This window comes from Sporosarcina thermotolerans (genome assembly GCF_030067815.1).
GTDB lineage: Bacteria > Bacillota > Bacilli > Bacillales_A > Planococcaceae > Sporosarcina > Sporosarcina thermotolerans.
The window spans coordinates 1,094,051-1,118,515 of sequence record NZ_CP125968.1; the positions used below are offsets into that span (position 1 = coordinate 1,094,051).

The 24,465-nt window shown below is 40.4% G+C and carries 22 protein-coding genes and 4 pseudogenes; 16 read left to right on the forward strand and 10 right to left on the reverse strand.

From position 1 onward, the window contains the following. Positions 1-106: 106 nt before the first annotated feature. Complete coding sequence (locus QNH10_RS06210; RefSeq protein WP_283733923.1) at positions 107-1,252, reverse strand: glycosyl hydrolase family 18 protein; 1,146 nt, start codon at positions 1,250-1,252, stop codon at positions 107-109. A gap of 122 nt (positions 1,253-1,374) precedes the next feature. Here QNH10_RS06210 and QNH10_RS06215 point away from each other — a divergent pair, with 122 nt between their 5' ends. The 8 genes and pseudogenes from QNH10_RS06215 to QNH10_RS21060 all read left to right on the forward strand — a co-directional run bounded on the left by QNH10_RS06215 (position 1,375) and on the right by QNH10_RS21060 (position 8,610). Next, the gene (locus tag QNH10_RS06215; RefSeq protein ID WP_283733924.1) at positions 1,375-1,875 is read left to right on the forward strand and encodes a GNAT family N-acetyltransferase; all 501 of its coding nucleotides are present in this window, start codon (positions 1,375-1,377) and stop codon (positions 1,873-1,875) included. Positions 1,876-2,102: 227 nt separating this feature from the next. Continuing rightward, positions 2,103-2,762 carry a GntR family transcriptional regulator gene (locus QNH10_RS06220; RefSeq protein ID WP_283733925.1) on the forward strand — a complete coding sequence of 220 codons (660 nt, stop codon included), beginning with the start codon at positions 2,103-2,105 and terminating at the stop codon, positions 2,760-2,762. 14 nt (positions 2,763-2,776) lie between these two features. Continuing rightward, positions 2,777-3,982 (forward strand): CaiB/BaiF CoA transferase family protein, encoded by a 1,206-nt coding sequence (locus tag QNH10_RS06225; RefSeq protein ID WP_283733926.1) that lies wholly within the window; start codon positions 2,777-2,779, stop codon positions 3,980-3,982. After that, positions 3,982-4,758 (forward strand): hydroxymethylglutaryl-CoA lyase, encoded by a 777-nt coding sequence (locus QNH10_RS06230; RefSeq protein ID WP_283733927.1) that lies wholly within the window; start codon positions 3,982-3,984, stop codon positions 4,756-4,758. Before QNH10_RS06225 ends, QNH10_RS06230 begins: the two co-directional genes overlap by 1 nt. Positions 4,759-4,885: 127 nt before the next feature. Next, positions 4,886-5,917, forward strand: a complete 1,032-nt coding sequence (locus QNH10_RS06235) for a TRAP transporter substrate-binding protein (protein WP_283733928.1) — start codon at positions 4,886-4,888, stop codon at positions 5,915-5,917. Positions 5,918-5,936: 19 nt separating this feature from the next. Beyond that, positions 5,937-6,434, forward strand: coding sequence for a TRAP transporter small permease (locus tag QNH10_RS06240; protein WP_283733929.1), 498 nt, complete (start codon positions 5,937-5,939; stop codon positions 6,432-6,434). Continuing rightward, positions 6,431-7,708 (forward strand): TRAP transporter large permease, encoded by a 1,278-nt coding sequence (locus tag QNH10_RS06245; protein ID WP_283733930.1) that lies wholly within the window; start codon positions 6,431-6,433, stop codon positions 7,706-7,708. Before QNH10_RS06240 ends, QNH10_RS06245 begins: the two co-directional genes overlap by 4 nt. 282 nt (positions 7,709-7,990) lie before the next feature. Next, a pseudogene (locus QNH10_RS21060) lies at positions 7,991-8,610 on the forward strand (NUDIX hydrolase). A gap of 188 nt (positions 8,611-8,798) precedes the next feature. Here QNH10_RS21060 and QNH10_RS06255 read toward each other — a convergent pair. Next, positions 8,799-9,350 (reverse strand): hypothetical protein, encoded by a 552-nt coding sequence (locus tag QNH10_RS06255; protein ID WP_283733931.1) that lies wholly within the window; start codon positions 9,348-9,350, stop codon positions 8,799-8,801. A gap of 30 nt (positions 9,351-9,380) precedes the next feature. Beyond that, complete coding sequence (locus tag QNH10_RS06260; protein WP_283734577.1) at positions 9,381-10,400, reverse strand: C40 family peptidase; 1,020 nt, start codon at positions 10,398-10,400, stop codon at positions 9,381-9,383. Between the two features lie 163 nt (positions 10,401-10,563). Between QNH10_RS06260 and QNH10_RS06265 the strand changes: the two genes are divergently transcribed. Next, a complete protein-coding gene (locus QNH10_RS06265) occupies positions 10,564-11,064 on the forward strand; it encodes an LURP-one-related/scramblase family protein (protein ID WP_283733932.1) in 501 nt (166 codons plus the stop codon). 61 nt (positions 11,065-11,125) lie between these two features. On the opposite strand, the gene QNH10_RS06270 is transcribed toward QNH10_RS06265, so the two are convergent. Beyond that, positions 11,126-11,779 (reverse strand): cupin domain-containing protein, encoded by a 654-nt coding sequence (locus QNH10_RS06270; protein ID WP_381426435.1) that lies wholly within the window; start codon positions 11,777-11,779, stop codon positions 11,126-11,128. A gap of 121 nt (positions 11,780-11,900) precedes the next feature. Between QNH10_RS06270 and QNH10_RS06275 the strand changes: the two genes are divergently transcribed. Next, complete coding sequence (locus QNH10_RS06275) at positions 11,901-12,101, forward strand: hypothetical protein (RefSeq protein WP_283733934.1); 201 nt, start codon at positions 11,901-11,903, stop codon at positions 12,099-12,101. 493 nt (positions 12,102-12,594) lie between these two features. Here QNH10_RS06275 and QNH10_RS06280 read toward each other — a convergent pair. The 6 genes and pseudogenes from QNH10_RS06280 to QNH10_RS06305 all read right to left on the reverse strand — a co-directional run bounded on the left by QNH10_RS06280 (position 12,595) and on the right by QNH10_RS06305 (position 17,088). Beyond that, a pseudogene (locus QNH10_RS06280) lies at positions 12,595-13,948 on the reverse strand (arsenic transporter). 262 nt (positions 13,949-14,210) lie between these two features. Beyond that, positions 14,211-14,495, reverse strand: a complete 285-nt coding sequence (locus QNH10_RS06285) for a hypothetical protein (protein ID WP_283733935.1) — start codon at positions 14,493-14,495, stop codon at positions 14,211-14,213. Beyond that, positions 14,474-14,887 (reverse strand): hypothetical protein, encoded by a 414-nt coding sequence (locus QNH10_RS06290; protein ID WP_283733936.1) that lies wholly within the window; start codon positions 14,885-14,887, stop codon positions 14,474-14,476. Before QNH10_RS06290 ends, QNH10_RS06285 begins: the two co-directional genes overlap by 22 nt. A 16-nt stretch (positions 14,888-14,903) precedes the next feature. Further along, a complete protein-coding gene (locus tag QNH10_RS06295) occupies positions 14,904-15,071 on the reverse strand; it encodes a hypothetical protein (protein ID WP_283733937.1) in 168 nt (55 codons plus the stop codon). Between the two features lie 343 nt (positions 15,072-15,414). Continuing rightward, positions 15,415-16,512 (reverse strand): hypothetical protein, encoded by a 1,098-nt coding sequence (locus QNH10_RS06300; protein WP_283733938.1) that lies wholly within the window; start codon positions 16,510-16,512, stop codon positions 15,415-15,417. Positions 16,513-16,617: 105 nt separating this feature from the next. Further along, positions 16,618-17,088, reverse strand: a complete 471-nt coding sequence (locus QNH10_RS06305; RefSeq protein ID WP_283733939.1) for a hypothetical protein — start codon at positions 17,086-17,088, stop codon at positions 16,618-16,620. 202 nt (positions 17,089-17,290) lie between these two features. Here QNH10_RS06305 and QNH10_RS06310 point away from each other — a divergent pair, with 202 nt between their 5' ends. The 6 genes and pseudogenes from QNH10_RS06310 to QNH10_RS06335 all read left to right on the forward strand — a co-directional run bounded on the left by QNH10_RS06310 (position 17,291) and on the right by QNH10_RS06335 (position 24,140). Further along, positions 17,291-17,722 carry a hypothetical protein gene (locus QNH10_RS06310; RefSeq protein ID WP_283733940.1) on the forward strand — a complete coding sequence of 144 codons (432 nt, stop codon included), beginning with the start codon at positions 17,291-17,293 and terminating at the stop codon, positions 17,720-17,722. A gap of 135 nt (positions 17,723-17,857) precedes the next feature. Next, positions 17,858-18,262 (forward strand): DUF1259 domain-containing protein, encoded by a 405-nt coding sequence (locus QNH10_RS06315; protein ID WP_283733941.1) that lies wholly within the window; start codon positions 17,858-17,860, stop codon positions 18,260-18,262. 216 nt (positions 18,263-18,478) lie between these two features. Continuing rightward, positions 18,479-19,894 (forward strand): aspartate ammonia-lyase, encoded by a 1,416-nt coding sequence (gene aspA / locus QNH10_RS06320; protein ID WP_283733942.1) that lies wholly within the window; start codon positions 18,479-18,481, stop codon positions 19,892-19,894. Positions 19,895-20,093: 199 nt separating this feature from the next. Then, the gene (gene rlmD, locus QNH10_RS06325; RefSeq protein WP_283733943.1) at positions 20,094-21,488 is read left to right on the forward strand and encodes a 23S rRNA (uracil(1939)-C(5))-methyltransferase RlmD; all 1,395 of its coding nucleotides are present in this window, start codon (positions 20,094-20,096) and stop codon (positions 21,486-21,488) included. Between the two features lie 292 nt (positions 21,489-21,780). Further along, positions 21,781-23,317 (forward strand): annotated as a pseudogene (locus QNH10_RS06330) (DEAD/DEAH box helicase). A gap of 17 nt (positions 23,318-23,334) precedes the next feature. Beyond that, positions 23,335-24,140 (forward strand): annotated as a pseudogene (locus QNH10_RS06335) (YqhG family protein). Positions 24,141-24,465 lie beyond the last annotated feature (325 nt).

A 24,465-nucleotide genomic window follows, 5' to 3' on the forward strand; every position in this document is an offset into this window, starting at 1 on the left:
CGGGATCATAACGCCTTTTGATTTATTGAAAATAAAATGAGTATCAAAAAAACAGTAGGAGGTTCAGTTCGACACTGAATCTCCTACTGTTTTTATTTCATAAATCTTATTCGACTCTTTTCCGTATTGTGAAATTATCTCCAAGTAAGAGCCAATTTTGTGGGAAAGGATATCCAAGGACCCAATAACTGATGCCTCGAAGTTTATAGTCTTTTACCATATCGAATTTCGCTTGTGCACTGCGTGCATCTTCAAACCAAACTTCATGGGTGCGTCCTTCTGAATCAGTGTAACGGAAAAACGGGGCTTGAGCTGTTTCATCATATTGTATGGCTACTTGGTGTTCGATTGCTCGGCGGATCGCTTCCTGTTGGCTGAATGTTTCAGCTTCCGACCCCTGAACGAAAGGAAGAAGCCAGTCACGAGCATAAATTTGAAAACCGAACAGAATCTTCTCTCTTGGAATGACTGTGACAGCGTAGTCAAGAACTTTTTTTATCTCATTGAGGGGTGAAATTGCTTGAGCAGGCCCCTTTCGATAGCCCCATTCATATGTCATCAACACGACAAAGTCTACAATCCTGCCATGCGCTTCATAATCATGCGCTTCATAAAGTAAACCTTGTTGTTCACTACTTGTTTTTGGGGCAAGCGCTGATGATACCGAGTATCCTTCTGGGTGTAATCGATCAACCGCAAGTTGTAAAAACTGATTGTAATGCTCTCGGTCGGCAGGATACACATTTTCGAAATCGATGTTTAAACCTTGATAACCTTTCTCTTTCATGACAGCGAGTATATTCGTTATGACCTTTTCCTGAAGTTCACTACTTGAAAGTATAGTATGCGCAAGGTCGGACCCAGCAGTCGTTGCACTGAAATTTGTAATAGCTATTATTGGAACGACTTGTTCGGCGAAAGCGGATTTCAGCATTTCCGTATCATCGAGCGTCGTTAAGGTGCCATCCTCTTTCACACTATAAACAAATGGCATCCAATAAGTTAGGTACTGGCCGACTTCTTGAATTTCCCGAGCACCTGTTTCTCCTGTGTTAATCGTATAGGCGTTTACATCAATAACCGGCTTCGGGACGGTTGACTGGGAAACGGTCGGGATGACAAGAGCTTGCCCAATGACCAGTGCATTGGGGTTTTCCAATTGGTTCGCTTCAATTATCTGATCCATAGTAACGCCATACTGATGAGAAATTCCCCATACTGAATTACCCTGTTTAACGACATGAATTTGCAATTCACTTCTCTCCTTACAGTTCATCTCCTGTAGGGTATTCCAATTGAATTTGGGATGACATCATTTTCAAAGAATCCAAGCAAGATGAATGCTAAAATGGGCATAAGAACGGGGGAATTTGAATGCGGCTTGAAAGACCATCAATGAAATGGAAATCGGAACACATTGCCTATATGAAGGATTGGGATGAAGAGAAGATCAATCCAAGCAGTTTTCGTTTGATAGAGGACCTTTCTTACGAGGATTATCTAATAGAGTTGAAGGAAAAGGAAGCAGGGCAGGACAATGGGGTACCCAATTCGAATTACTTCCTTGTAGATGGGAACGACCGAATTATAGGAACGGTTACTATCCGGCATAGCCTAAATGATTATTTACGCAAAGTAGATGGCCATATTGGGGCTGGGATCCGTCCATCGGAACGTCGAAAAGGGTATGCGACGTTTCTTCTTTCCGAAGCTTTGAAGATAACTGATCAGTTAGGTATCAACTCTGTATTGGTCACTTGCAATGAAGATAATATCGGTTCGGCAGCTGTCATTATAAAGAATGGCGGAGTGGAAGATGAAAGCTTTACGGAACCGCATGGCAATGTTGTGAGGAGATTTTGGATTGAACGATAGTACCTACACTTGCATAAAGAAGAAATGGGCAGTCGCTAACATGAATGGTTAGTCGGCTGCTTTTTATTTTTATTCAAATATATGAATTACCATAAATGTCACATCAACTTCGACTACATCGTATGTTAGTTCATTATATTAAAATAAAATTGACAAGTGTAAACTATTGTTCTATTCTGGCGATAAGTAGTATACCGTATACAGTCGACAAGAATTGAGGTGTCTGTATGTCACAGTTCGTTATACAGAAAACGACATTGAAAGACCAAGTCTATGATTATTTGAAAAACGGAATCATTATGGGGCAAATTGAACCGGGAGAGAGACTGATAGAAGAGAAAATCTCTGAAACACTAAAAGTGAGCAGAAGCCCTATCCGGGAAGCCGTGAGAATGCTTGAGAAGGATGGATTATTGGAAGTACATACGACTGGGGGAGTGACCGTCGTCAATCCATCTGTAGATGATTTTCGTAACCTGTACGAAATCCGAGTGGAAATGGAGTCGCTTGCGGCGTTTTATGCTGCGCAACGCAGAGATGATGTTGAAGTTGCGGAACTAAAATCCTATGTTGATGAAATGAAAAAGGAAATGGCAAATGATAATTTTACAGATTTGCTCGATGTCAATTTTAAATTTCACGAATTGATCGTCTATGCAAGCAAAAATCCATTTCTCGTTTCGATGATACTGCAGTTAAGAGGTGTAAACAGCTTCTACAGAAAAGTGATTTTAGAGGCCAATCCAGGATACGCGGAGAAAGCGTATGAAGATCATCTAAAGATTTTTGAAGCGATTGCGAATCAAAAACCAGAGCAGGCAAGGGAATTAATGAGGCAGCATATCGAACATGATTATCAATTATTTACGAGATTAGCTGTCAAGTAGGAGGTAATGCAACCGTGTCGAACAAAAGGAAGCCTTTAGAAGGCATTAAAATTCTTGAATTAGGTAATGTGGTAGCCGCTCCATTTGCGGGAAAGCTTTTTGCGGAGTTTGGAGCAGAAGTCATTAAGGTGGAAGAACCCAAAAACGGAGACCCCCTTCGAAATTGGCGAGTGATGCATAAGGATACATCTGTTTGGTGGTATGTCCAAAGTAGAAATAAGAAAGCGATTACAATCAATCTTCGTGATCCTGAGGGGCAGGAGATTGTAAAGTCTTTAATCAGTAAGGTTGATGTTGTGCTCGAAAACTTCAAGCCGGGCACTTTAGAAAAATGGGGTCTTGGCTATGAGGATATGAAGGAAGTGAACCCATCCATCATACTTACCAGGATATCTGGATATGGTCAGACGGGACCGTATAAAGAAAAACCGGGGTTTGGAAGTGTGGCAGAAGCAATCGGCGGGTTACGTTATTTGACGGGGTATCCAGATCGTCCCCCGGTACGAGTAGGAATTGCAATCGGGGATATGGTGGCAGGCTTATACGCGGTAATTGGAACGTTGATGGCATTGCGTGCAAGAGACGAGGACCCTGAAAAGAAAGGTCAAGTCGTTGATGTTGCTCTTTACGAAGCGGTATTCAGTCTGCTTGAAGGGATTCTTCCGGAATACGGTTTGACGGGGCAGGCGAGAGAAAGGACAGGGACTACTTTACCTGGAATCGCGCCGTCGAACACCTATAAATGCGCGGACGGAAAGCATATTGTCATCGGCGGAAATGGAGACCGCATTTTTGAGCGCTTAATGATTGCAATGGGTAGGGAGGATTTGGCCAATGACCCACGTTATTCAACAAATCAAGGGCGTGCAGATCATGTGGAATTTATCGACCATGAAATTGAGCAATGGACGTTGCAATATCCACTGAAGGAAGTTCAGCGACTATTGGATGAGGCCTCTGTACCAGTCGGGCCGATTTATGGTGTTCAGGACATTATCGCAGATGAACATTATCAGGCCCGCGATATGTTGAGAGAAATCGTTCTTTCGGATGGTGAAAAATTGTTGGTGCCAGGAATTGTACCAAAGCTTTCCGAAACACCGGGAGATATCGAATGGAATGGTCCGGAATTAGGTGCCCACAACGAAGAAATCTACACAGATTTCATTGGGATATCAGCTGAAGAAATAAAGCAGCTAAAAGAGAGGGGGGTCATTTGATGGGCGAAGTCACAATTATAGATGTCAGCCCAAGAGATGGCTTGCAAATTGAGCCAGAACTGGTCTCAACAGAACAAAAGTTGAAACTTATTAACATGTTGGCCGATGCGGGTATCCATAAGGTTGAGGTCACCTCATTCGTCCATCCGTTGAAAGTACCTCAAATGGCGGATGCTAGTGATGTACTTCAGGCAATAGCCGATAGGAAAGGCCTTGAAACAACTGCTTTGATCCCCAATCTGAAAGGATACGAGCGAGCAAAGGATCACAGTTTGTCTGAAGTGAATTGGGTCAGTGCAGCAACGGAAACTTTCAATGCAAAAAATATCGGAATGTCCATTGAGGATAACATGTCCCAATTCCTGATTGTTTTGGATGAAGCGAAAAGGGACGGCATTAAAACTTGCTTCTCGGTAGCTGTCAGCTTTGGCTGTCCTTATGAAGGGGATGTGGATGAAGAGAAAGTACTGCAGATTGTCCGACGTGTCAAAGAAGCCGGCGTCGATAGGATCGGCATTGCGGACACGATTGGAATTGCAACTCCGGATCACGTCGAAAGGCTGATGAAAAGGGTACTTGACATTGCAGGTGACACTCCAGTTGCCATCCATTTGCATGACACACGCGGACTTGGGCTCGCGAATGCATATATGGCTTATCGGGCAGGGGTTAGGATATTTGAAACATCTGCGAGTGGCATTGGGGATGTCCATTTGCGCCAGGTGCCGCAGGTAATTTGGCGACAGAGGACCTTGTTTATTTATTCGAAAGGATGAATATCCCGACAGGGGTCGATTTCAGAAAACTGTTGGGCGCCGCTGATTATGCGGCAAGTCTTTCAACAAAAAATCCGTTAGGTCGTATCCGACATGTGGAAAAACAAAGGGAAAAGGGGAAAACAGTATGAAAAAATGGATGGTAGGTTTGTTTGTAACAATTATTGGAATGGTAGTATTGTCTGCTTGCAACAATGAGAAATCGAATGATAAGGCTGCAGCTGATAGTGGGGACGGATATGAAGAAACGACAATCCGACTTGCTTATAACTTACCTCAAGATCACCATGTCGCAGTTGGTATCGAAGATTTTGCGAAAAAGGTAATCGAGAAATCTGATGGTAAAGTGAATGTGCAAGTTTACCCGGCGGGGCAATTGCTTAGCGATAAAGACATGAACCAATCGATTCTTTCGGGCGGTGTTGAAATGGGTGTGAACTCTTCGACGCTTTGGTCTTCAACTGTGCCTGCAATGGGAGTTTTCGATGTTCCTTATATTTTCAACGATTATGCTGCTGTAGGTGAAGCAGTAAATGGTGAATTTGGCGACAAGCTTCGAGGTGCAATGGAAGAAAAAGGTGCGAAAGTGTTAATATTTGCTGACTATGGTTATGTTCAATTCGCGAACAACAAGCGTCCATTAAAAACGCCAGCAGATTTCAAAGGCTTGAAGATTAGAAGTATCGGAGACTTACCATCAGAATTGATCAAAGCATATGGTGCATCACCAGTATTCATGGGTGGTGGAGAAGTATACATGGCACTTCAACGTGATACTGTCGATGGTGCAACATCAGGTACAACTGCGATGCTTCAACGTAAATATGATGAAGTTACGAAATACTTGACGGTTAATAACTATGCATATCTTGAATTCCTATTAGCTGTCAATAAAGACTACTGGGATGGCCTTCCTAAGAAGACACAAGATCTTTTGACTGAAGTGGCTGCTGAAACAGAAACGTGGATTCGTGAACAAGCTGAAAAAGAAGATACTGAATCCGCAAAAGGCCTTGAAGAAAAAGGAATGGAAGTTTACTACGTTCCTGCAGATGAATTGGACGTTTGGAAAGACGCTGCAGCTCCTGTACGTGATGTATTCGTGAAAAACGCTGGTGATCTTGGTAAAGAGCTTCTTGAGTTGGTAGACAAGAAATAATAGATTTGGGGGAACCGCTTTGAAAAAGGTCTATAATTTTTTGGATCTGCTTGTCAGATGGGGCGCTTACATTGCGGGTGTGCTTATTTTAATCACGACAGCGATGACGTTCTATGAAGTTGTTTCGAGATCCTTTTTCCATAAACCAACTTCTTGGGCGACTGAGCTATCCATCTATGCAATCATTGGCAGCTGTTTTTTAGGTAGCGCCTATGCGGTTCGGACCTATTCACATATTACAGTTGATATATTGATTAATAATGTAAATGATCGTTTTAAAACTATCCTAGCATACCTGACGAATTCTCTTGGTTTGGTGTTTAGCATCATCTTTACACTTTATAGTTACTTGCATGTCATCAAGACATTCAACTTAGGGGTTACATCCGCATCACTGTTAAGGATTCCGATGTATATACCGGAATCCCTCCTCGTATTCGGGGGCGTGCTGTTATGTATCGCTTTCATTTTGCAGATTATCGACGGCGGCATCCATAGAGGAGGGGAGCACCTATGAATCTATTTTTTACAGGTGGTATGGGAATTCTTCTTCTCATTGGGTTACCAGTGGCTTTTACACTTAGTTTACTGGCAGTAGCAGGGATGTATTTCTTTAATGGAGGCACATTTGCCTTCATGCAGATTCCGATTATTTCGTATAAGTCATTAGATGACTTTACGCTTACTGCGTTGCCGATGTATGTGTTAATGAGCCAGGTGCTTGTCGTTAGTGGCGTCGGTCGGGATTTGTATGAAATGGCGAGCAGATGGTTCAGGCATTTCCCTGGTGGACTCGCTATTGCGACATTGTTCTGCTGTACGGTTTTCTCTGCGATTTCTGGGTCAAGTGTAGCGACTGCTGTTACTGTTGGTTCAGTGGCACTTCCGGAAATGGTACGTAGAGGATATAACAAACGACATGTATTAGGATTATTAGCAGCGGGCGGAACACTTGGAATCCTTATTCCACCTAGTATTCCAATGATCATCTATGGTTCTGTTACTGGGGAATCCGTTGGTAAACTTTTCATAGCGGGAATAATCCCTGGAGCAATTCTGACAATCACTTTCATGATTTTCTCTGCATACCAAACGCGCCATATTAAAGACATACCCGCAACTTGGGGTGAACGGCTGGAAGCCTCACGCAAGGCAATATGGGGCTTGCTGCTGCCAATCATTATCATCGGCGGAATCTACACAGGTATTTTCACACCGACTGAAGCAGCTGCTGTCGGCGTTGTACTAAGTTTCGCAATTGCAATTTTTGTTTATAAGAATATCAATTTGACAACGCTAAAGGAAATCTTGGTTTCCACAGTGAAGACGAATGCAATGATCCTATTCATCATCATTGGTGCAATGCTATTAGGCTATATCCTGACAATCCTTCAGATTCCACAGGGCATTGTCAACTTTGCAACATCTCAAGACGTTTCACCATGGATCATCTTCATTTTGATTAACATCGTCTTGCTGATCCTTGGAATGTTCTTGGAAACCGTTTCGATTTTAGTTATTACATTGCCAATTCTATATCCGATCATCATAGCACTTGGTTTCGATCCAATTTGGTTTGCTATCATTATGGTTATCAATATGGAACTGGCTCTGATTTCACCGCCAGTCGGACTGAACTTGTTCGTCTTGAAGGGATTAGACAAAGAAAACACGATTAGTGAAATCGTCAAGGGCGTTATCCCTTACGCGATAATCATCCTAGTTTTCATAATCGTACTATCCTTCTTCCCTGAAATCGCGACAGTACTCGTCCATAGCGACATTAAATAAGCAAAGCCCACGGTGAGATTTCACACGTGGGCTTTCTTCATCTTTTCGCGCAAGGGCTCATTAATTTCCTTTAACAAGCTATTCCTTGTTAAAGCTGAAAGGTAAAGCAGTTATCGTAGAAGGAGAAGGTTGATAGACCAATAGGGAGGAACCGATTATTTTTAATTGGTTCCTCTTTTTGTTTCCCTTACTATTTTAGTTGTCCCTCTTCTTAAAAAGCAGTAACTATTGATATAATAGAAAGAAACAGCTGTGGATTGCTGCGAAAGGTGGGATGATTTTATGGATCAGGAAAAATGGAGAGAACGATTACTGACGAACGAAGAGTTATTCATCGGTGAGAAGACGGCTTTCCGTTCAGCCGTCTTAATTCCACTTGTTCAGCTAAAGGGGGAATGGTGTGTGCTATTCGAAGTCCGCTCCTCCAAGATGAGAACGCAACCCGGCGACATTTGCTTTCCGGGCGGCCGGATTGACCCTACGGACGAATCCCCTCTTTTGCTGCTTTGCGGGAAACACATGAAGAACTTGGGGTGAACCCGGATTCTGTGGAAGTACTTGCGCCGTTAAGTCCGTACATTACTTCTCCCTCATTTGTCGTCTATCCGTTTGTCGGAATCATAGATTATGAGAAAATTATTCGGTTCTATAATAAAAACGAGGTGGAAGAAGTTTTTATTGTACCGCTACAATATCTGCTCGAACACGAACCGTATATGCATGAAGTTCAGGTGGATTTATCGCCTTGTATAAATTTTCCTTACGATAAGATCCGGAATGGTGCCAACTACCAATGGAGGACGCGCTCTGTTGAAGAATGGTTTTTCGAGTATGAAAACTATACGATTTGGGGAATGACCGCGAGGATTTTAAAGCAGTTTATTGATAGTATTCGGAAATAGATAGATGAAAGGTCTATCAGTGAGCGCTTGTTAAATGCAAGCGCTCGTTTATTTCGGGAAGCGCTCGTTTATTTCGGGAAGCGCTCGTTTATTTCGGGAAGCGCTCGTTTATTTCGGGAAGCGCTCGTTTATTTCAAAAAGTGCTCGTTTATTCCAAAAAGCGCTCGTTTAATCACACAAGCGCTCATTTATTCCGTCAGTCCTCCGCTTAGCAAGCTTCTTAATACTTTTTTATCTCCAATATACGAAATCTTAGCGATTTTGTCATCGCGCATGATCGCAATACCTGTTAACTGAATAGCTGTCTTTTCCCCATCTTTATTCACATAATCAAGATTGACGATGAAATCATAATTCGTCGCTGTCACTTTGTTTTGTGCTACCTCGATATTGTTCACCTGAAGTTGATAATCGAATTTAACGGCGGCTTCATGGAATGTTACAAGTTCATTCATCATCACGTACTGCTCGAAAGTGCTTTGCGTAAAATAAGCTGCATATGTTTCCTTCAAATAGTCGGTATATTCGTCGAGTCCCATAGCATTATCATTCGAACTGTCTGACATGTAATTTAGGATAATAGCTTTTTCATTGGGTGCATTCAATTGTAATCCAATAACCGTTTTAATAGTTTCTCGGTTCTCTTCTTGCTCATCAGGTTTCGAGCAACCCACAAAAACGAGGCAAATTACGACTAAAAATACGCTTAATCCTCTCTTTTGATGTAAAATCTTTATCAATTTCATTTCACTCCTTTAGGTACCTTAAAATTATTTTAAATACCTCGTTGCACCGGCATACTCTGACTTATATGGTGCAGTGTTTATCGATATAATCTCCAAAGATCTTGAGTAGTTAGGGGAGTGAATCATTTGTCCATTCCCGATATACATAGCAACGTGGTGAACGGCACCTTTTCCTTTATTATGAGCAAAGAATAATAGATCCCCAGCTTGTAGGTTGTTTTTGGAAACAGCTTCTCCTTGTTTTGCCTGCACGGAAGAATCACGTGGGATCAAAATGCCATGTTGCTTATAGACGCTATACGTGAAACCCGAGCAATCAAATCCATATGCAGAAACCCCGGCCCATAAATAGGGGAGCTCCAAGAATCTTTTTGCTGTATCTATTAGATCTTGTTGTGTCGGCTTAGGTATATTTTTATAGTTGGAAAAGACTTTAACATCCTGCTTTTGTATAAACATAATCCCGTGTTGCGGTGTTTGGACTTGTATCCAATTATCCTCTACCTTAAGAACTGGCAAGATCGTGTTGAAACTTATCTCTAAAAACTTTGAATTTCGGAAAGTCGTGTTATATAAATGCGATTTGTTTGCAGTTACAATTGCAATATCACATTCTTCATAATTAGAATAGGTTTCTGTGATATGGGATTTTGGTACCCAACCAGGATACCCTTTACTATTTTTAGGACTCGCTTGTTCTGTGACTGCGATCTTATACCAATTGCCTCTATTTTCTAAAACTGTTACCTCTTGTCCGTACAATGCTTGTGTTTCAATCTTTCCGAGCAACCCTAACTTCTGCTCGTAATTCATGTTTTTTGTCCAACTCGATAGATCGACAGGTTTTGAAATTGATGGGTTATCAACTTTGCGTGTGGAGTTTGGAGCCGCCCATAAGGTTGTAACGGCTACATTTACAATATGTTTATTTGTGTTATTTGCTTTAAAGCAAAAATTGCCTGCAGCATAACTGTTAGGTGTATTCGTAAAAAGAAATAGAAAGACTAAGAAAAAAATAATGTAATGCTTTCTCAAACTCTGCACACCCTTATTCATTAAATTCCTACTACCAATAGTATAATGAGAATTTTTATACAATACAATTGAATTTTCAATAGACTCATTGAGGCCTTTTGCCGATTACGGTTTTAGTGAAACTTATGATCGGCAAATTCGTATACTAAATTAATAAGCAAGGAGGACTAACATGAGACAGCTGTATATCAAACAAAAGATGTTAAGTCTAAAAGATAAGTTTACTGTAAAGGACGACCAAGAGAATGAAGTGTATTTTGTGGAAGGTAGCTTCATGCAGATTCCAAAAACGTTTTCCATCATGGATTCATCGAAGCGTGAAGTAGCATTGATAACGAAAAAGATATTTAGTTTCCTACCTACCTTTTTCGTTGAGGTGAATGGCCAAGAAAGTGTGACGATTAAGAAGCAATTCTCCTTTCTAAAAGCACGGTATTCAATTGACGCAGCTGGAATGGAAGTACGAGGGAATTGGTGGGACATGGATTTCGAAGTGCTACAAAATGGAGAAAGCATTGGATCCGTCAGCAAGAAGTGGTTCACATGGGGCGATAGCTACCAGTTAGATATTGCAAACGAAACTATGGAACCTCTTCTTGTAGCGCTTGTCGTTGCAATTGACTGCGCGAAAGCGGATCAGGCTTCAGTTACATCATCAATACCCAATATGTAAATGCTATATCTGCATATAAAAAGGAGCCAACTTGGCTCCTTTTTCATCCAGCTAAATTGGATTACCTTCCGTAATAAGGCATATATGGATAGCGGGCCGGGTAGTAGGTTGGATGATAGGATGGATAACTCGGTGGAATAGTTTGAGCCTTAGAGGTATTGTCTTCCTTATTTTTATTGCAATCTTTTGGCGGCCCTATTATGACTGTATCTTTGATTGGCGCCAGTACTTGTTGAATCTGTCTTTCGTCCAGGCAATAGGCATTGGCGAACTCTTGAGGAGGTGTCAAACGAAGGATGTCAGAACCCCAGACAGTTTCAAGCTTATGTGTGTCATAAATGGTAAGGACATGTGTGTTATCGGCATTTGCCGTAAAATAATGCCACCATCCCTGTGGAATATTCACAGCTTGTTGGGGACGGATTCGGTAAGCTTTTAATTCTTTCGTTGTTGGATTAATCATTGAAACAATTGTTTCTCCACTAATACAGTAAATTACTTCAGACGCATTAAAATGGTAATGAGGCTCTACGCCATTTTCAGCACTTAAAAACACATCGAGTAATAAAGTGTCGCCAAGGGTTTTCATTTGTTCGCTACCTAATACATTTATATAATTGCTGTCATTTTTAGTGAAAAACCTGCTCTGTGCCAAATCGAAAGCATATATTAATTTTGGATCTTTGAAATCCACATCTTTCTTACTCAAAGACACGTCCTCCTTCAGGAATAATAGTCATATCCATAAACTATGCGAATGTCCCGGGGGGTGTGCTAAAATAGCCGCTTTTCGCATATCTTGAGGACGAGGCAGTTAGTAGACAAAGGGGGATAAAATGCAAAAAGTAATATATATTGTTTTATTGTTGATGAATAGCATCTTATCAGCCGGTTCGTATGATAGTGAAAAAGCGGTAAAAAACGGAGACGTCATAAATATGCATGGGCCCATTTACAACTTTGCTCGGTTTGAAGAATTTATGGAGGATGTAAATAGGGGGACACGGCCGAGGTCAGAATTACAAATTATGCGTTAGATGGAAATCCGACTTTATACAATGTGAATTTCGATGGATCTGTTTTCAATCTGGAAGTCGATCGATCAAAAAACAAGAATCGGGGGGACAACCCCAAAAAAACAAGATTGTCATGTGACAATCTTGCAAAAGAGGTGGTGAGCAAATATATAGTTATACACTAAAGGATTGTCAGCAATCCACCAATGATCGTTTTACTCTACTCAACATTTTGAAAGAGCAAGAAGATGATCATGAGCATTAACAGATTCTGTTTATTCTTCAATTTTCGTGAAAAACGAGTAATGTTGTGCCATTTTTAAGTGGTCTACATATACATATAAAGAACAACACGATAAATTGAGATAAATGTATCTAACATAAAGCTCTATGATGCTACTCTACATAATTTCTTACTCGGTACCTTATTTGGCACAAATGCTGCAGAGTATATGGAATTCGTATGAAACAATTTCCATTTGAATTTAATCTAATACTTTACTCGCAAGTACAATTAGATGAACACTAATTGTATCCAGAAAAATAACAGTGCCAACGTTACGATTGTTGAGATGGGGATTACAATTAAAGATACACTCAAGTAATCTTTCCAGCTGATTTTTATATTATTTCTTCTTAGAATACTCATCCAAATGAGGGATGCTAATGTCCCAATTGGCAACAGCAATGATCCGATATCACTTCCGATAATATTTGCCAGATAAATGGTTTTTAAGGTGATTGGGTCTAACCCCATTTCAGTCAATGTAATTGTCCCAATCATCAAAGCCGGATGATTATTGAAGAAGTTGGAAAGGATTGACACCAATCCACCCATGGTGAAACTCGCTTGAAATATTCCTTGATTGACAATCGGTTCACATAACTGCACGAGAAAAGCTGTAAGTCCAACATTATGCAGACCGTAGATAATCACGTACATGGAGAATGCGAAAATCAGAATATGCCAAGGTGTCTTTTTCAAGATGTCTACCGGATTCGTCCGTAAATGGTACCATCTCCACAAAAGCAGGAAGACCGATCCAAGCACAGCAACAATTTCAATGGGAACGTTAATATAAGATGCAACAAATAGAAGACAACGCATGAGGAAGACAAATAGCAAGATTTTTAACATTAATCTTGTACGTTTGCGCTTTTTCGACAGGCAGTTTTGTCTTAAGTGGATGAAAGTTTTTAATGAAAAAGGATTCTTCAATATCCATTATGGAATCAGGCAGCTTTTTCGGCAAATTTTTCTTTACAACAATGTACATTAGGAATGACATGAACAACAATCCTAATGTTCCCGGGACAAACATCATTGCCGTATGCATCCAAAGTGACATGTCAATGATATTCAATGCTATTAAGTTCACGATATTACTAACGCCTATGGGAGCACTTGACGCCGTCGCAATAAGTGCACCACATAACAGATATGGTATTTGTTGTCGGGGTTTAAGTTGAATGTTTTTTAGTAGAAGGATTAAGATAGGTGTTGTAATGAGGATGCTACCATCGTTATTAAATAGAAGTGTCATTAAAAAACAGAGTAACTGAATGTTCCAGTAAAGGTGATAACCCGATCCCTTTGAAAGTTTGGCTAATTTCGCTGCTGACCAGTGGAAAAATCCGAAACTTTCCAGTATAACAGCCATCACAATCGTTGCGATAATGGTAATGGAGGCACCACCAATTTTACTGATGATATCTACTATGTCTTCCCACGAGACAATTCCTGCTATGAGGATGAATCCTGCTCCTACCGATGCAGGCCATGCCTCGTTCAATCCTTTAGGTCTCCAAAATATGACTGACATTGTCAGTAGGAAAACCATACTTGTTATTGCAATTTGAAAACTCATGCATATGCACATTTCCCTTCTTTTTTTATTCGTCAGTAATGTGTTGATCCGTTTCCTTGTATGTATATTCAATTCAAGGTAAGCGAAGCGAGATGTATGTCCACTCTGATATGAAAATTTTTGTACAACCCTGGGGTATTTTTGACTTGGACAAGCAATGATACTATGATGGGCAAGTCCAAAAAAAAAGGGCTGTCGATAATTTCTCGTCAGCCTGAAAAAGGATTTCCAATAAAAGAATCCCATGTAAAATTGAACCGTTTTACACTTCGTGAAGCGTTTTAATATGACGTAGGTTTAAGAATATCTTGGCTGCATTTGCTAATTGAAACTCAATGATTTGCTGTTCAACGTTATTTATTTTTCCTATGAAGCTTTCACGCTCTCCTACATTCAAAAAAACGATTTTATTCTTAAACTGTTCAACTTGGGATTCGAAGGTATCGCTGAATGTTTCATTATTTGACTGTGAGGGGACGAAGTTGTTTTCCAACCCGTAAAGTTTATAATCTTGTGCCAAGGGGATCAACCATTTGATATGTTCCAATGCAATATACATCTTTTTGTAAATGGGGATTGAAATACGATATAGTTTTTCGTTATACCTGTTATTGTTCCATGCAAGGATTGGATACCTGACACATAGATTTCAACAAGCCTTCCTTTTGCCTTCGTGAGAACCTGTTCAAATGATAAGTCTTCCTGGATTTCTTCAGCGACAATGCTTGGTAACTCTGTAGGTGTTTGAACGTTGTTTTCATTTTCACTACTCGCCTCGAAACTGCGAATGTGATTTAAAGGAATATACATATAATCCATTCCGTTAAAAAGCACGATCATATCGCTTCCTACGTCAATAAGAGAACCGCCAACAATTCTCTTCCCAGAAACCTCAATTCGAATAATTTCCTTAACTAGACTTTGAATAATTTTATTCACTTAACTATCTCCTTCTTTATTTATCAATTAATTGACGATACATTTTTGCTGCATGATTCATCAAAGAAATGTATTGTTCATCAACGGGATGTTTACTCCGATTGTTTTGTGAATAGTTAGCTGCATGCTTCGCTAAAGAAAAGAATTGCTCTTCTAACATTGCTTTTTCTTCTTCTATAGTCATTTTAATAATCGTTATTGATGAGTGAGTGGTTTTAGAAGGCTGTGGCACTTCATTTTTAAACCCAGTAATATCATCGTTCTCTCCAACACGATTCTCAAACGTAGGACGGTCAAGTAATTCCCCTAAGTTAGAGTGATCGTTTAACTGAATTGAAAGTTCGTTGAGCGAAAAAAAGAGTCCTTTTCATTGGTTTGGTCTGTTTGAGTTGTTTTTGTACGATTGTCATTTTTCCTGTTTTTTGAGAAGGATAGAGGAAAACGTCTTTCGTAACCTAATGGATCGGAAAAGGAAAGAAGTCCCACTGAATCTTCGATAAACGAGGATTCCATTTCTCCCCAATCATCTAATTTCTAAAATATTCATCTACCTCAACGACTACTTTATGTGCATCCTGTTCAAGGAGTGTAATTTCTTCTGGTAGTTCATTCTCTAATTCGTCAAATGTATTTATTGAATAAATGCCTTCATAGTCTTCAACAATTTGATCTTCGTTTTGAATTTCTTGACTTTTTTCCAACATAATGTTGAATGATTCTGTCGTTTCATTAGTATCCACGTTTATATTTCCGACAGCTTGTAGTTCAGCTTCTTCATCAGTATCGAAAACTTCATGGCTTTCCAACATATCTTGCTGTTGGGTAGTTTCATTAAATTGGTCAATAACTTGGTGTTGGAAAATATCCTGAGGTTGGACAACGTCCTCCTGTTGGACAATTGCTTGAGGTTGATCAATAACTTGGTGTTGAACAATTACCTGAAGTTGGTCAACTTCTTGCTGTTGGACAATTTCTTGAAGTTGGTTAATAACTTGCAGTTGGTCAATTTCTTGAGGTTGATCAATAACTTGGTGTTGGACAATTACCTGAAGTTGGTCAGCATCCTGCTGTTGGACAATTTCTTGAGTGTGATCAATCTCTTGCTGCAGAACAATATCCTGTAGCTCTTCCTTAATTTCTTCATCATCATTAAGAATCTGTTGGTTTGTTAGTTTTCTCTTTTGATTTGTAAGATGAATTTGACCTTCAGGTATTACGCCATGGATGTTCGAAATATAAATTATAGGAATGTATAGTAACTCTGCATGATTGATCAAGACGATATGATCCTCGGATATTCTGCTCAATACGCCAAAATGTGCATCTTTTTCGGAATCATTAATGGAAACATAGCTGTTTTTCAAATCGCTTAATATATCTATGAAAAGCTGACTTTCGAGATAAGGGACAGGATTCGGTTTTTCACTATGATCTTTTGAGTTCTTCGATAGTGTTTTAATATGTTCAAGTGAAATATAGTGAACCTTTTGATTTTTATCCATTACAACATGATCTTGTTTAACAGCTAACAAAACGCCTTCCAGAAAGTGTTGATTTAACAAAAACAAACCGATGTTTGAATTTACAAGGTCGTGTAATACTTTAACAAACTCTGGTTCTCGCAATTTCTGAGCGCCTCCTTCATAAGAATATCGTCGCTTCAAATGTATTGAAGCGACGAATGTCTCAGATGATCGTATGCAACCTTATGAGTGATTGCCATACCTTACTTATCTACTGTTGTCTTTATTTTTATTCTCGTCAGCTTTGGATTTTTCAAGTTTGACACCGTAGCTGATATTGCGAATGTGGAAGAGGGCAACCCGGATGATTTCTTCATTTGCAACAATTGTTACAAAATCATCAGTGACGACATCCATTACGCCTTCTAACGTTTCAGGGCCTCCACGGTTAATTTTCACCCATCTAAGTGTTAATTTCTGCAGAATACCTTTAAAATCTGAAGCTTTAAGGTATTTGAAATTCCTTGGAAGATCATACTCAAAATCAGCTTGGCTTTTCGAATTGTACGTTACACTCTTAACATGCTGTGTATTATAATAGATGATGCCTTCATCATCATGTAACAGCGTGAAGAAATCGTCCTCAACAGCCAACACTCTACCAATACGAGATTCGGGTCCTCCTCTGTCGACTTTAACTACTTTATCGACGAGAGTTTCGATCATATCCTTCTTCAATTGTCTACCTCCTTTAATAGTATCTCCATATTTATATGTGTCTTGGGTTAATCGTGCTAATGGACAGATGCCTAAATAGGTCATTTAATTATAATTTCCTAGCTTTTAGTTGGGCAGCAATAGACGTTTTAGGTATTGTAGACACAGTTTATAAACAGTTGAATACAATGATATTAAACTCTAATTCAAAGGTGGGATTTATATGCCGAAAGGAAACAAAGATAAACATTTAAAGACTTCATTATCTACAGCCGTAGCCGCTGCAGCCGCAGCCGGTGCCGCAGCCGCCGCTGCTGCAATTTCCGAAACTGATTCTTCTGCTGCTGCAGCTGCAGCTGCTACTGCCGCCGCAGCCGCTGTTGCTGCCGTTCTTGCTGCTGAAACCGCTGCAGCTGAACCTGAACTAACTACTGAGGGTGCTGAAACAGTAGAAACTGCAGATGTTGAAGAAACTACTGATGTAAAGAAGAAAGATGAAAAGAAAAAGGACGGAAAGAACAAAGAAGACAAGAAAAAAGATGAAAAGAGTAAGGACGGAAAGAACAAAGAAGACAAGAACAAAGAAGACAAGAACAAAGAAGACAAGAAAAAAGATGGAAAGAAAAAAGAAGACAAGAATAAAGAGGAAAACTAATCGTACCAGTGTGAAACAACTTCGTAAACTCACTACAAATGATTAAACTAACAAAAAAGAATCCAATCATATTAACTTATGGTTGGATTCTTTTTGAATTGCGCTTTGCAAAATCGTTTTAGGGAGATGAGATGTATGGTTCAAAACAGTTCAATCTGTAAGCAATTTGGAGATATTTTAAAGGGTAAAAGCAAAACAGAAAATGGTGTTTGTCGTGTGGCTCTTCATCGGACGTTCAAAGCGACAGTGCAAGGTAAGGCAAGCACATCAGTCTTGCCTGTAGGCGTACTATTCGAGTCTCTCGATCACAATGGCAACGCATTGAACTTAACGGAAATGGCGATTTTGCAGGAGGAAATTCCTGCATTCATGCACTCCCTTCTCAATCAGGGATTGATAGTCAGCGCATTGCATAATCACTGGTTATATACGTCCCCTTTAATCATGTATATCCACGTACAATCAGTCGAACCACCACTTGATTTCGCAAGGAAAATGGAGTATTCCTTTAGGTTTTTAAGCAGTCCTCCTATTTCTTAATAGCTTTGGTGAAAGGCACTTCCGTAAGTATTTTACCTGTAGTTGGCAGTTAGATAGACAATTTTAGTTTACCCTTATATTTATTTAAAAAACGATAGCATTCTTCCCTTAAAAGGCGTACGATGTATATGGAAACCGGGCGTGGATTTTTTTTGCTCGGGCATATTACATATAACGCCTTTTTGGCGATGTACGAATAGAGAGGAAAAGGGTAAAATGACATTTCAAACTGGTAGGGTCGAGAAGGATTTCTTAGGTGAGAAAGAAGTTCCTGGTAACGCGTATTATGGAATTCAAACGATACGGGCAACAGAAAACTTTCCAATCACAAAGGAGCGTATGCATCCTGAGTTGATTCGAGCAATTGGTATTGTCAAAAGAGCTGCAGCCATTTCGAATGTACTTGTCAATGATCTGCCAAAGGATATCGGTCTTGCAATTGTTGAGGCTTCGGACGAGGTAATTGCCGGAACTTTAACCGACCAATTCATCGTCGATCCGATTCAAGGGGGCGCAGGAACTTCATTCAACATGAATGCCAATGAAGTCATTGCGAACCGTGCACTTGAAATCATGGGCCGTGAAAAAGGTGACTATGATTACATTAGCCCGAATAACCACATTAATATGTCCCAGTCAACAAATGATGCTTTCCCGACAGCTATTAAAATTGCCACACAGCAATTGGTCAATCAGTTACTTGAAACAATGGACAAGTTTGCTGCAGAGCTTAAAATGAAGGAACAGGAATTTGATGGAGTTATTAAAATGGGAAGAACCCATCTCCAAGACGCTGTTCCAATTAGACTTGGTCAAGAATTCAGTGCATATAGAAGTGTAATTGAGCGTGATATCGAACGGATCGGTAGGACAAGAATCCATCTTTCTGAAATAAACATGGGCGCAACTGCAATCGGTACAGGACTTAACGCAAATGCACAATATATTGAAACAGCGGTTGAACATCTACGTGAGATCAGTGGTTTGCCTTTGGAATCTGCTGCAAACTTAATCGACTCCACACAAAATACTGATGTCTACACAGAATTGTCATCGGCCTTAAAGATTTGTATGATCAATCTTTCAAAAATGGCTAATGATTTACGTCTTATGGCATCAGGTCCAAGAGCCGGATTGAATGAAATCAATCTTCCTGCAAGACAACCTGGATCTTCCATCATGCCAGGAAAAGTGAATCCTGTTATGGCTGAAGTGATGAACCAAATAGCGTTCCAGGTAATCGGTAATGATCATACAATCAGCCTTGCTTCGGAAGCTGGTCAATTCGAATTGAACGTCATGGAGCCAGTTCTTGTCTACAATCTATTGCAGTCATTGACTGTTATGAACAACGGTATCGAAGTTTTCCGCAAATATTGCATTAGTGGAATCACAGCGAACGTTGAGCAAATGCAAAACTATGTGGAAAGAAGCCTCGGTACAATTACGGCGCTTACTCCATATATCGGCTATGAAATGTCTTCAAAAATCGCACGTGAATCTTTTGAAACAGGCGTTCCGCTCAAGGAACTTTGCCTACATTACAATGTCCTAACTGCGGATGAATTGAACAAGTTATTGGACCCTTATCAAATGACAGAAATGAAAAGAGAAGGCGTCGTGCATTCATAAGAAATTGAATAACGCTGTATAACACCCTCGGTTGAGAATTCGACTGAGGGTTTTTTAGTTTGAATTGATTCGCAATCTGGTGAATCCAATCGAAATCCGTTATAATAGGGCAGTATGTCACTTTTTTTGCAGAAGTCGACAAGCCGTAGATAGACGGCCTTTTAATAGATAAGGGAAATTTCGAAAGGAGAATCATCAGTTGACCGTTATTGTAGGAGAGAAAATTGTTGCTGAAATTCACAGTTTGGACGATAAAGGAAATGGCCAGGCAGCAATTTGGCGGGAGAATGAAAAGGGTAACCTGAGAAAGTTGAAGCTCATCATTCCGCAGTCTTTGCCGGGAGAAACTGTACAAGTGGTTGTGGATAATCCGTCTATGAGATGGAGTAAGACTTTGCCTGAAGAAATCTTGGTCGCGAACCCGGACCGAGTAGAAGCACCTTGCCCGCATTTCGAACTTTGCGGCGGCTGTGTTTGGCAGCACTGGAGCTACGAAGGCCAGTTGAAGCATAAGACGAATCATGTGAAAGAAGCAATTCAAAGTGTTGGTATGGATCCGGACCTCGTTCAGGATACAATCGGCATGGACGACCATTGGCATTACCGCAATAAAATGGAATTTACGTTTTCACCTGAAGGAAATCTTGGCCTGCATGAGCAAGGGAATTTCCGTAAAATCATCCCTCTTGAAACTTGCCTGATTGCTGGCCGTAACATGGTTGATGCAACGATGGAAGTGAGCGAATGGGTGAAAGGCTTTGGCCTTACTGGATATAATAAAGACACACATGAAGGACTGCTCCGTCATTTGATGGTACGTGAATCGTTTGAAACAGGCGAAATCATGCTTTCATTATTTGCGACAAAAGCTCCAACTGGGGAACTCGCGTCAGCAGTGGAAAATCTGATTGACCGGATCTCCGATAAGTTTCCCAACGTGAAAAGTTTGCTATGGCATGTAAATACAGATTTGGCAGACCGTACACAATCCGAAGATACTCACGTGTTGGCAGGACGTGATTTCATTTATGATGAATTAGGCGGATACCGTTACCGCCTTTGGTTCGATACATTCTTCCAAACAAATCCGGTTCAAGCACAGAAGCTTGTCGACCTTGCACTTGAAATGGGCAAGCCGCAGGAAGATGAAAAAATGATTGACCTATTTTGTGGTGTTGGTACATTCTCATTGCCGTTTGCCGCTCGAGTGAAAGAATTGGCTGGCATCGAGATTGTCGAAACATCGATTGAATCAGCAAAACGAAATGCATTGGATAATGATTTGCATAATACAACATTCCTTGCCCGCGATGCACGAAAAGGAATAGACGAAATCCATGAAAGCTGGGGCTTGGCGGATATATTGTTAGTTGACCCACCGCGTTGCGGCGCTGGCGGCAAAGTGATGCGCCGCATTGGGCGATCAGAGCCGAAACGAATCGTCTACGTTTCATGTAACCCGGACACATTCGCAACGGACATTGCAGAATTGGTGCCATTCGGTTATAAACTTCAAAAAGTTCAGCCGGTTGACCTTTTCCCAAACACTGTACATGTGGAATGCGTTGCGTTGTTGACGTTGGAAGCAGAATAAATGAATGGAGGCTCTCTTCTTTAATGGAAGAGGGCTTTTTTTATGGGTTTATTGTTAGGTTAAAGGTCCTGAAACGACGATTACTTTGTGAACTTGACCGATAACTCACGGATAGTGACCGATAACTCCATCTAAGTGACCGATAACTTCCGGAAACTGAACGATATCTGCTTTTCGAAGGAAATTTCCTGCGCAAATACCCCTTTTCCATCTAAATCTATTGTCTAAAACCTTACAAACACATAGTAATATCATTTTTGGACATTCTAACAAGAAAATATCGGATGAGGGGATGTTTATGAAAATTGAAAGATCGTCCGAATGGAAAGAGGGCTTCGAGGAACGATTAGAGAATCGCCAAGCATGGGATAATTGGACATTATACAAAATGTGCTATGAGGTGGAAAAGGCAAAATTGATCAAAGACTTCAACGGCCTTCAAGCACCAAACTTTTTACCCGAACTAAAGCCTTACCCTCATCAATTGGAGGCAGCACAAACGGTAATCGAACGGATGAATGGGAAAGCCATACTTGCCGATGAGGTTGGTCTTGGGAAGACCATTCAAGCAGGGTTGATCCTAAAAGAGTACCTAATAAGGGGGCTTGTGAAAAAAGCTCTCATTCTTGTCCCTGCTTCCCTAATTAACCAATGGATCGAAGAACTGAACCGGAAATTCCATATTCCTGTCATGCAATATAATAAAAAATACGACATGAGTTATTGCGATATTGTTATCGCCAGTATGGACATGGCGAAAAGAAGCCCACATAAAGAAAATATTTATAACCAGGATTATGATTTGATCATCATTGATGAGGCCCATAAATTAAAAATCCCAAAACGAAAAACTATGAATTCGTTCAAAACCTAAAAAAGAAATTCTGCTTACTGCTAACTGCAACACCGATTCAAAACGACGTTTTTGAGCTGTTTAACTTAATTTCTTTATTAAAACCGGGTCATTTAGGCAATTTTGAGACGTTCCAATCCGTATTTTCCGCAAGCAAACATAATGTAGAGGAAGACGAGTTTTTAAAAGAATTGATAAATCAAGTAATGGTTAGGAATTCTCGGCATGACACGGGAATTGAATGGACGAACCGTCGCGTTCAAATCATCCCTCTTGAGTTCAGTGATAAGGAAAAAGAAGTGTACGATATGATTTCGGAACTAAAGCATGTCTCCCCCGTATTTTCGGTGCATTTTCGATGATTACCTTACAAAAAGAAATATGCAGTAGTAAACATGCAGCATTCCTTACGTTGAATGAAATGCGACAAAAATGTACGAAATCTGAAGAAATCTCTTTCACAGATGAGATTATACTGAAATTATCCGAGCTTGATCGAAATACCAAAGCGGAAAAGGCTTATGAAATTATCAAACAAACGGATGGCGAGAAAGTAATTATCTTTACGGAGTACCGTGCAAGTCAATCATTTTTGCAAAGTTATCTATACGAAAGAGGAATCATCAGTGTCCCGTTCAATGGCCAATTTAGCAAAAGTAAACGTGAGTGGATGAAGCAGTTATTTAAAGAAAAAGCCCAAGTATTAATTGCAACCGAATCCGGTAGTGAAGGGATAAACCTCCAATTTTGCCATCATGTCATTAACTATGATTTGCCATGGAACCCGATGAAGCTTGAACAACGGATTGGTCGTGTCCACAGGTTGGGACAAGAGCATGATGTTAATATATACAATTTAGCCATCAAACATACAATTGAGGACCATATATTAGAGTTGCTGAATGTGAAAATTGGCGTCTTTGAAAAAGTGGTGGGCGAGTTGGATGATATCCTGACATTTAAAATGTCGATCTAACAACAAGGAGGTAGCGTATGTACCCTCAACAGATTCATCAATATGTTCGGCAGTTTTTCCAGGAGAATAATTGTGAAATTCTTCGGGAAAGCAATGATTTTCTAAATGTACAATTGACGATTGAAATGGATAAACGAATTATGAACCGGCCTTTTTATTGGAAGTACCTGGAGAGTACGGGGGATGAACCGAATCCGGCACAGCTTACGTTAATCACAGATAAAAATAGACTTACTGAAAGTATTGCGGGGAGGTTGTTCATTACGGTTCCCCCCGTCTTAACCAATTGTTCAAAGTGACAAAGGAGCTTGGCTCATTTGTGCAAATGTACGAAAAGAATGTAAATCAAAGTGGAGAGCAAACGATATTGACACCTTGGGTTGGCGTGAATTATAAAATAACGTACTCCAGTGATCGGACAAAGGAAATCCTTTATTCGTTGGGCATTAATCTGCTGACAGGTGCCATTATAAATGGGTTTCAGGAATCGATTAGTCATTTGAATTTGGAAAGCACGATTGCGCCGAACACATTCCACGTGCCATATATTATTAAACCGTTACGTGCCTTGGAGCGGTTAGATGCTGTGATTGAAAACCAAATCTTACATGATGATCATACATGGGCGGAAGAAGCGAAGGAAAGACTTCGAAAAGACTTGCTCGTTTTGGAGTATTTTTACAGAGATATTGATGAAGCGAATCGGCCCGAGTGCTATGAGGGTGAGAAGAAAGCGATGGAAGAGCAGTATGAGACGAAGGTGAAAGTCGAGGTTATCAATGGCGGTCTGTTTTATTTGCAAACTAATGTAGGCATCCAATAGAAGTGCTTCGACTTCCCATAGAAGCACTGCGACTTCCCATAGAAGTGCTTCGACTTCCCATAGAAGTGCTTCGACTACCCGTAGAAGTGCTTCGACTTCCCATAGAAGTGCTGCAACTTCCCATAGAAGTGCTACGACTTCCGGTAGAAGTGCTTCGACTTCCCATAGAAGTGCTTCGACTTCCCATAGAAGCACTGCGACTTCCCATAGAAGTGCTTCGACTACCCGTAGAAGTGCTTCGACTTCCCATAGAAGTGCTGCAACTTCCCATAGAAGTGCTACGACTTCCCGTAGAAGTGTCTCGACTTCCCGCAGAAGTGCCACA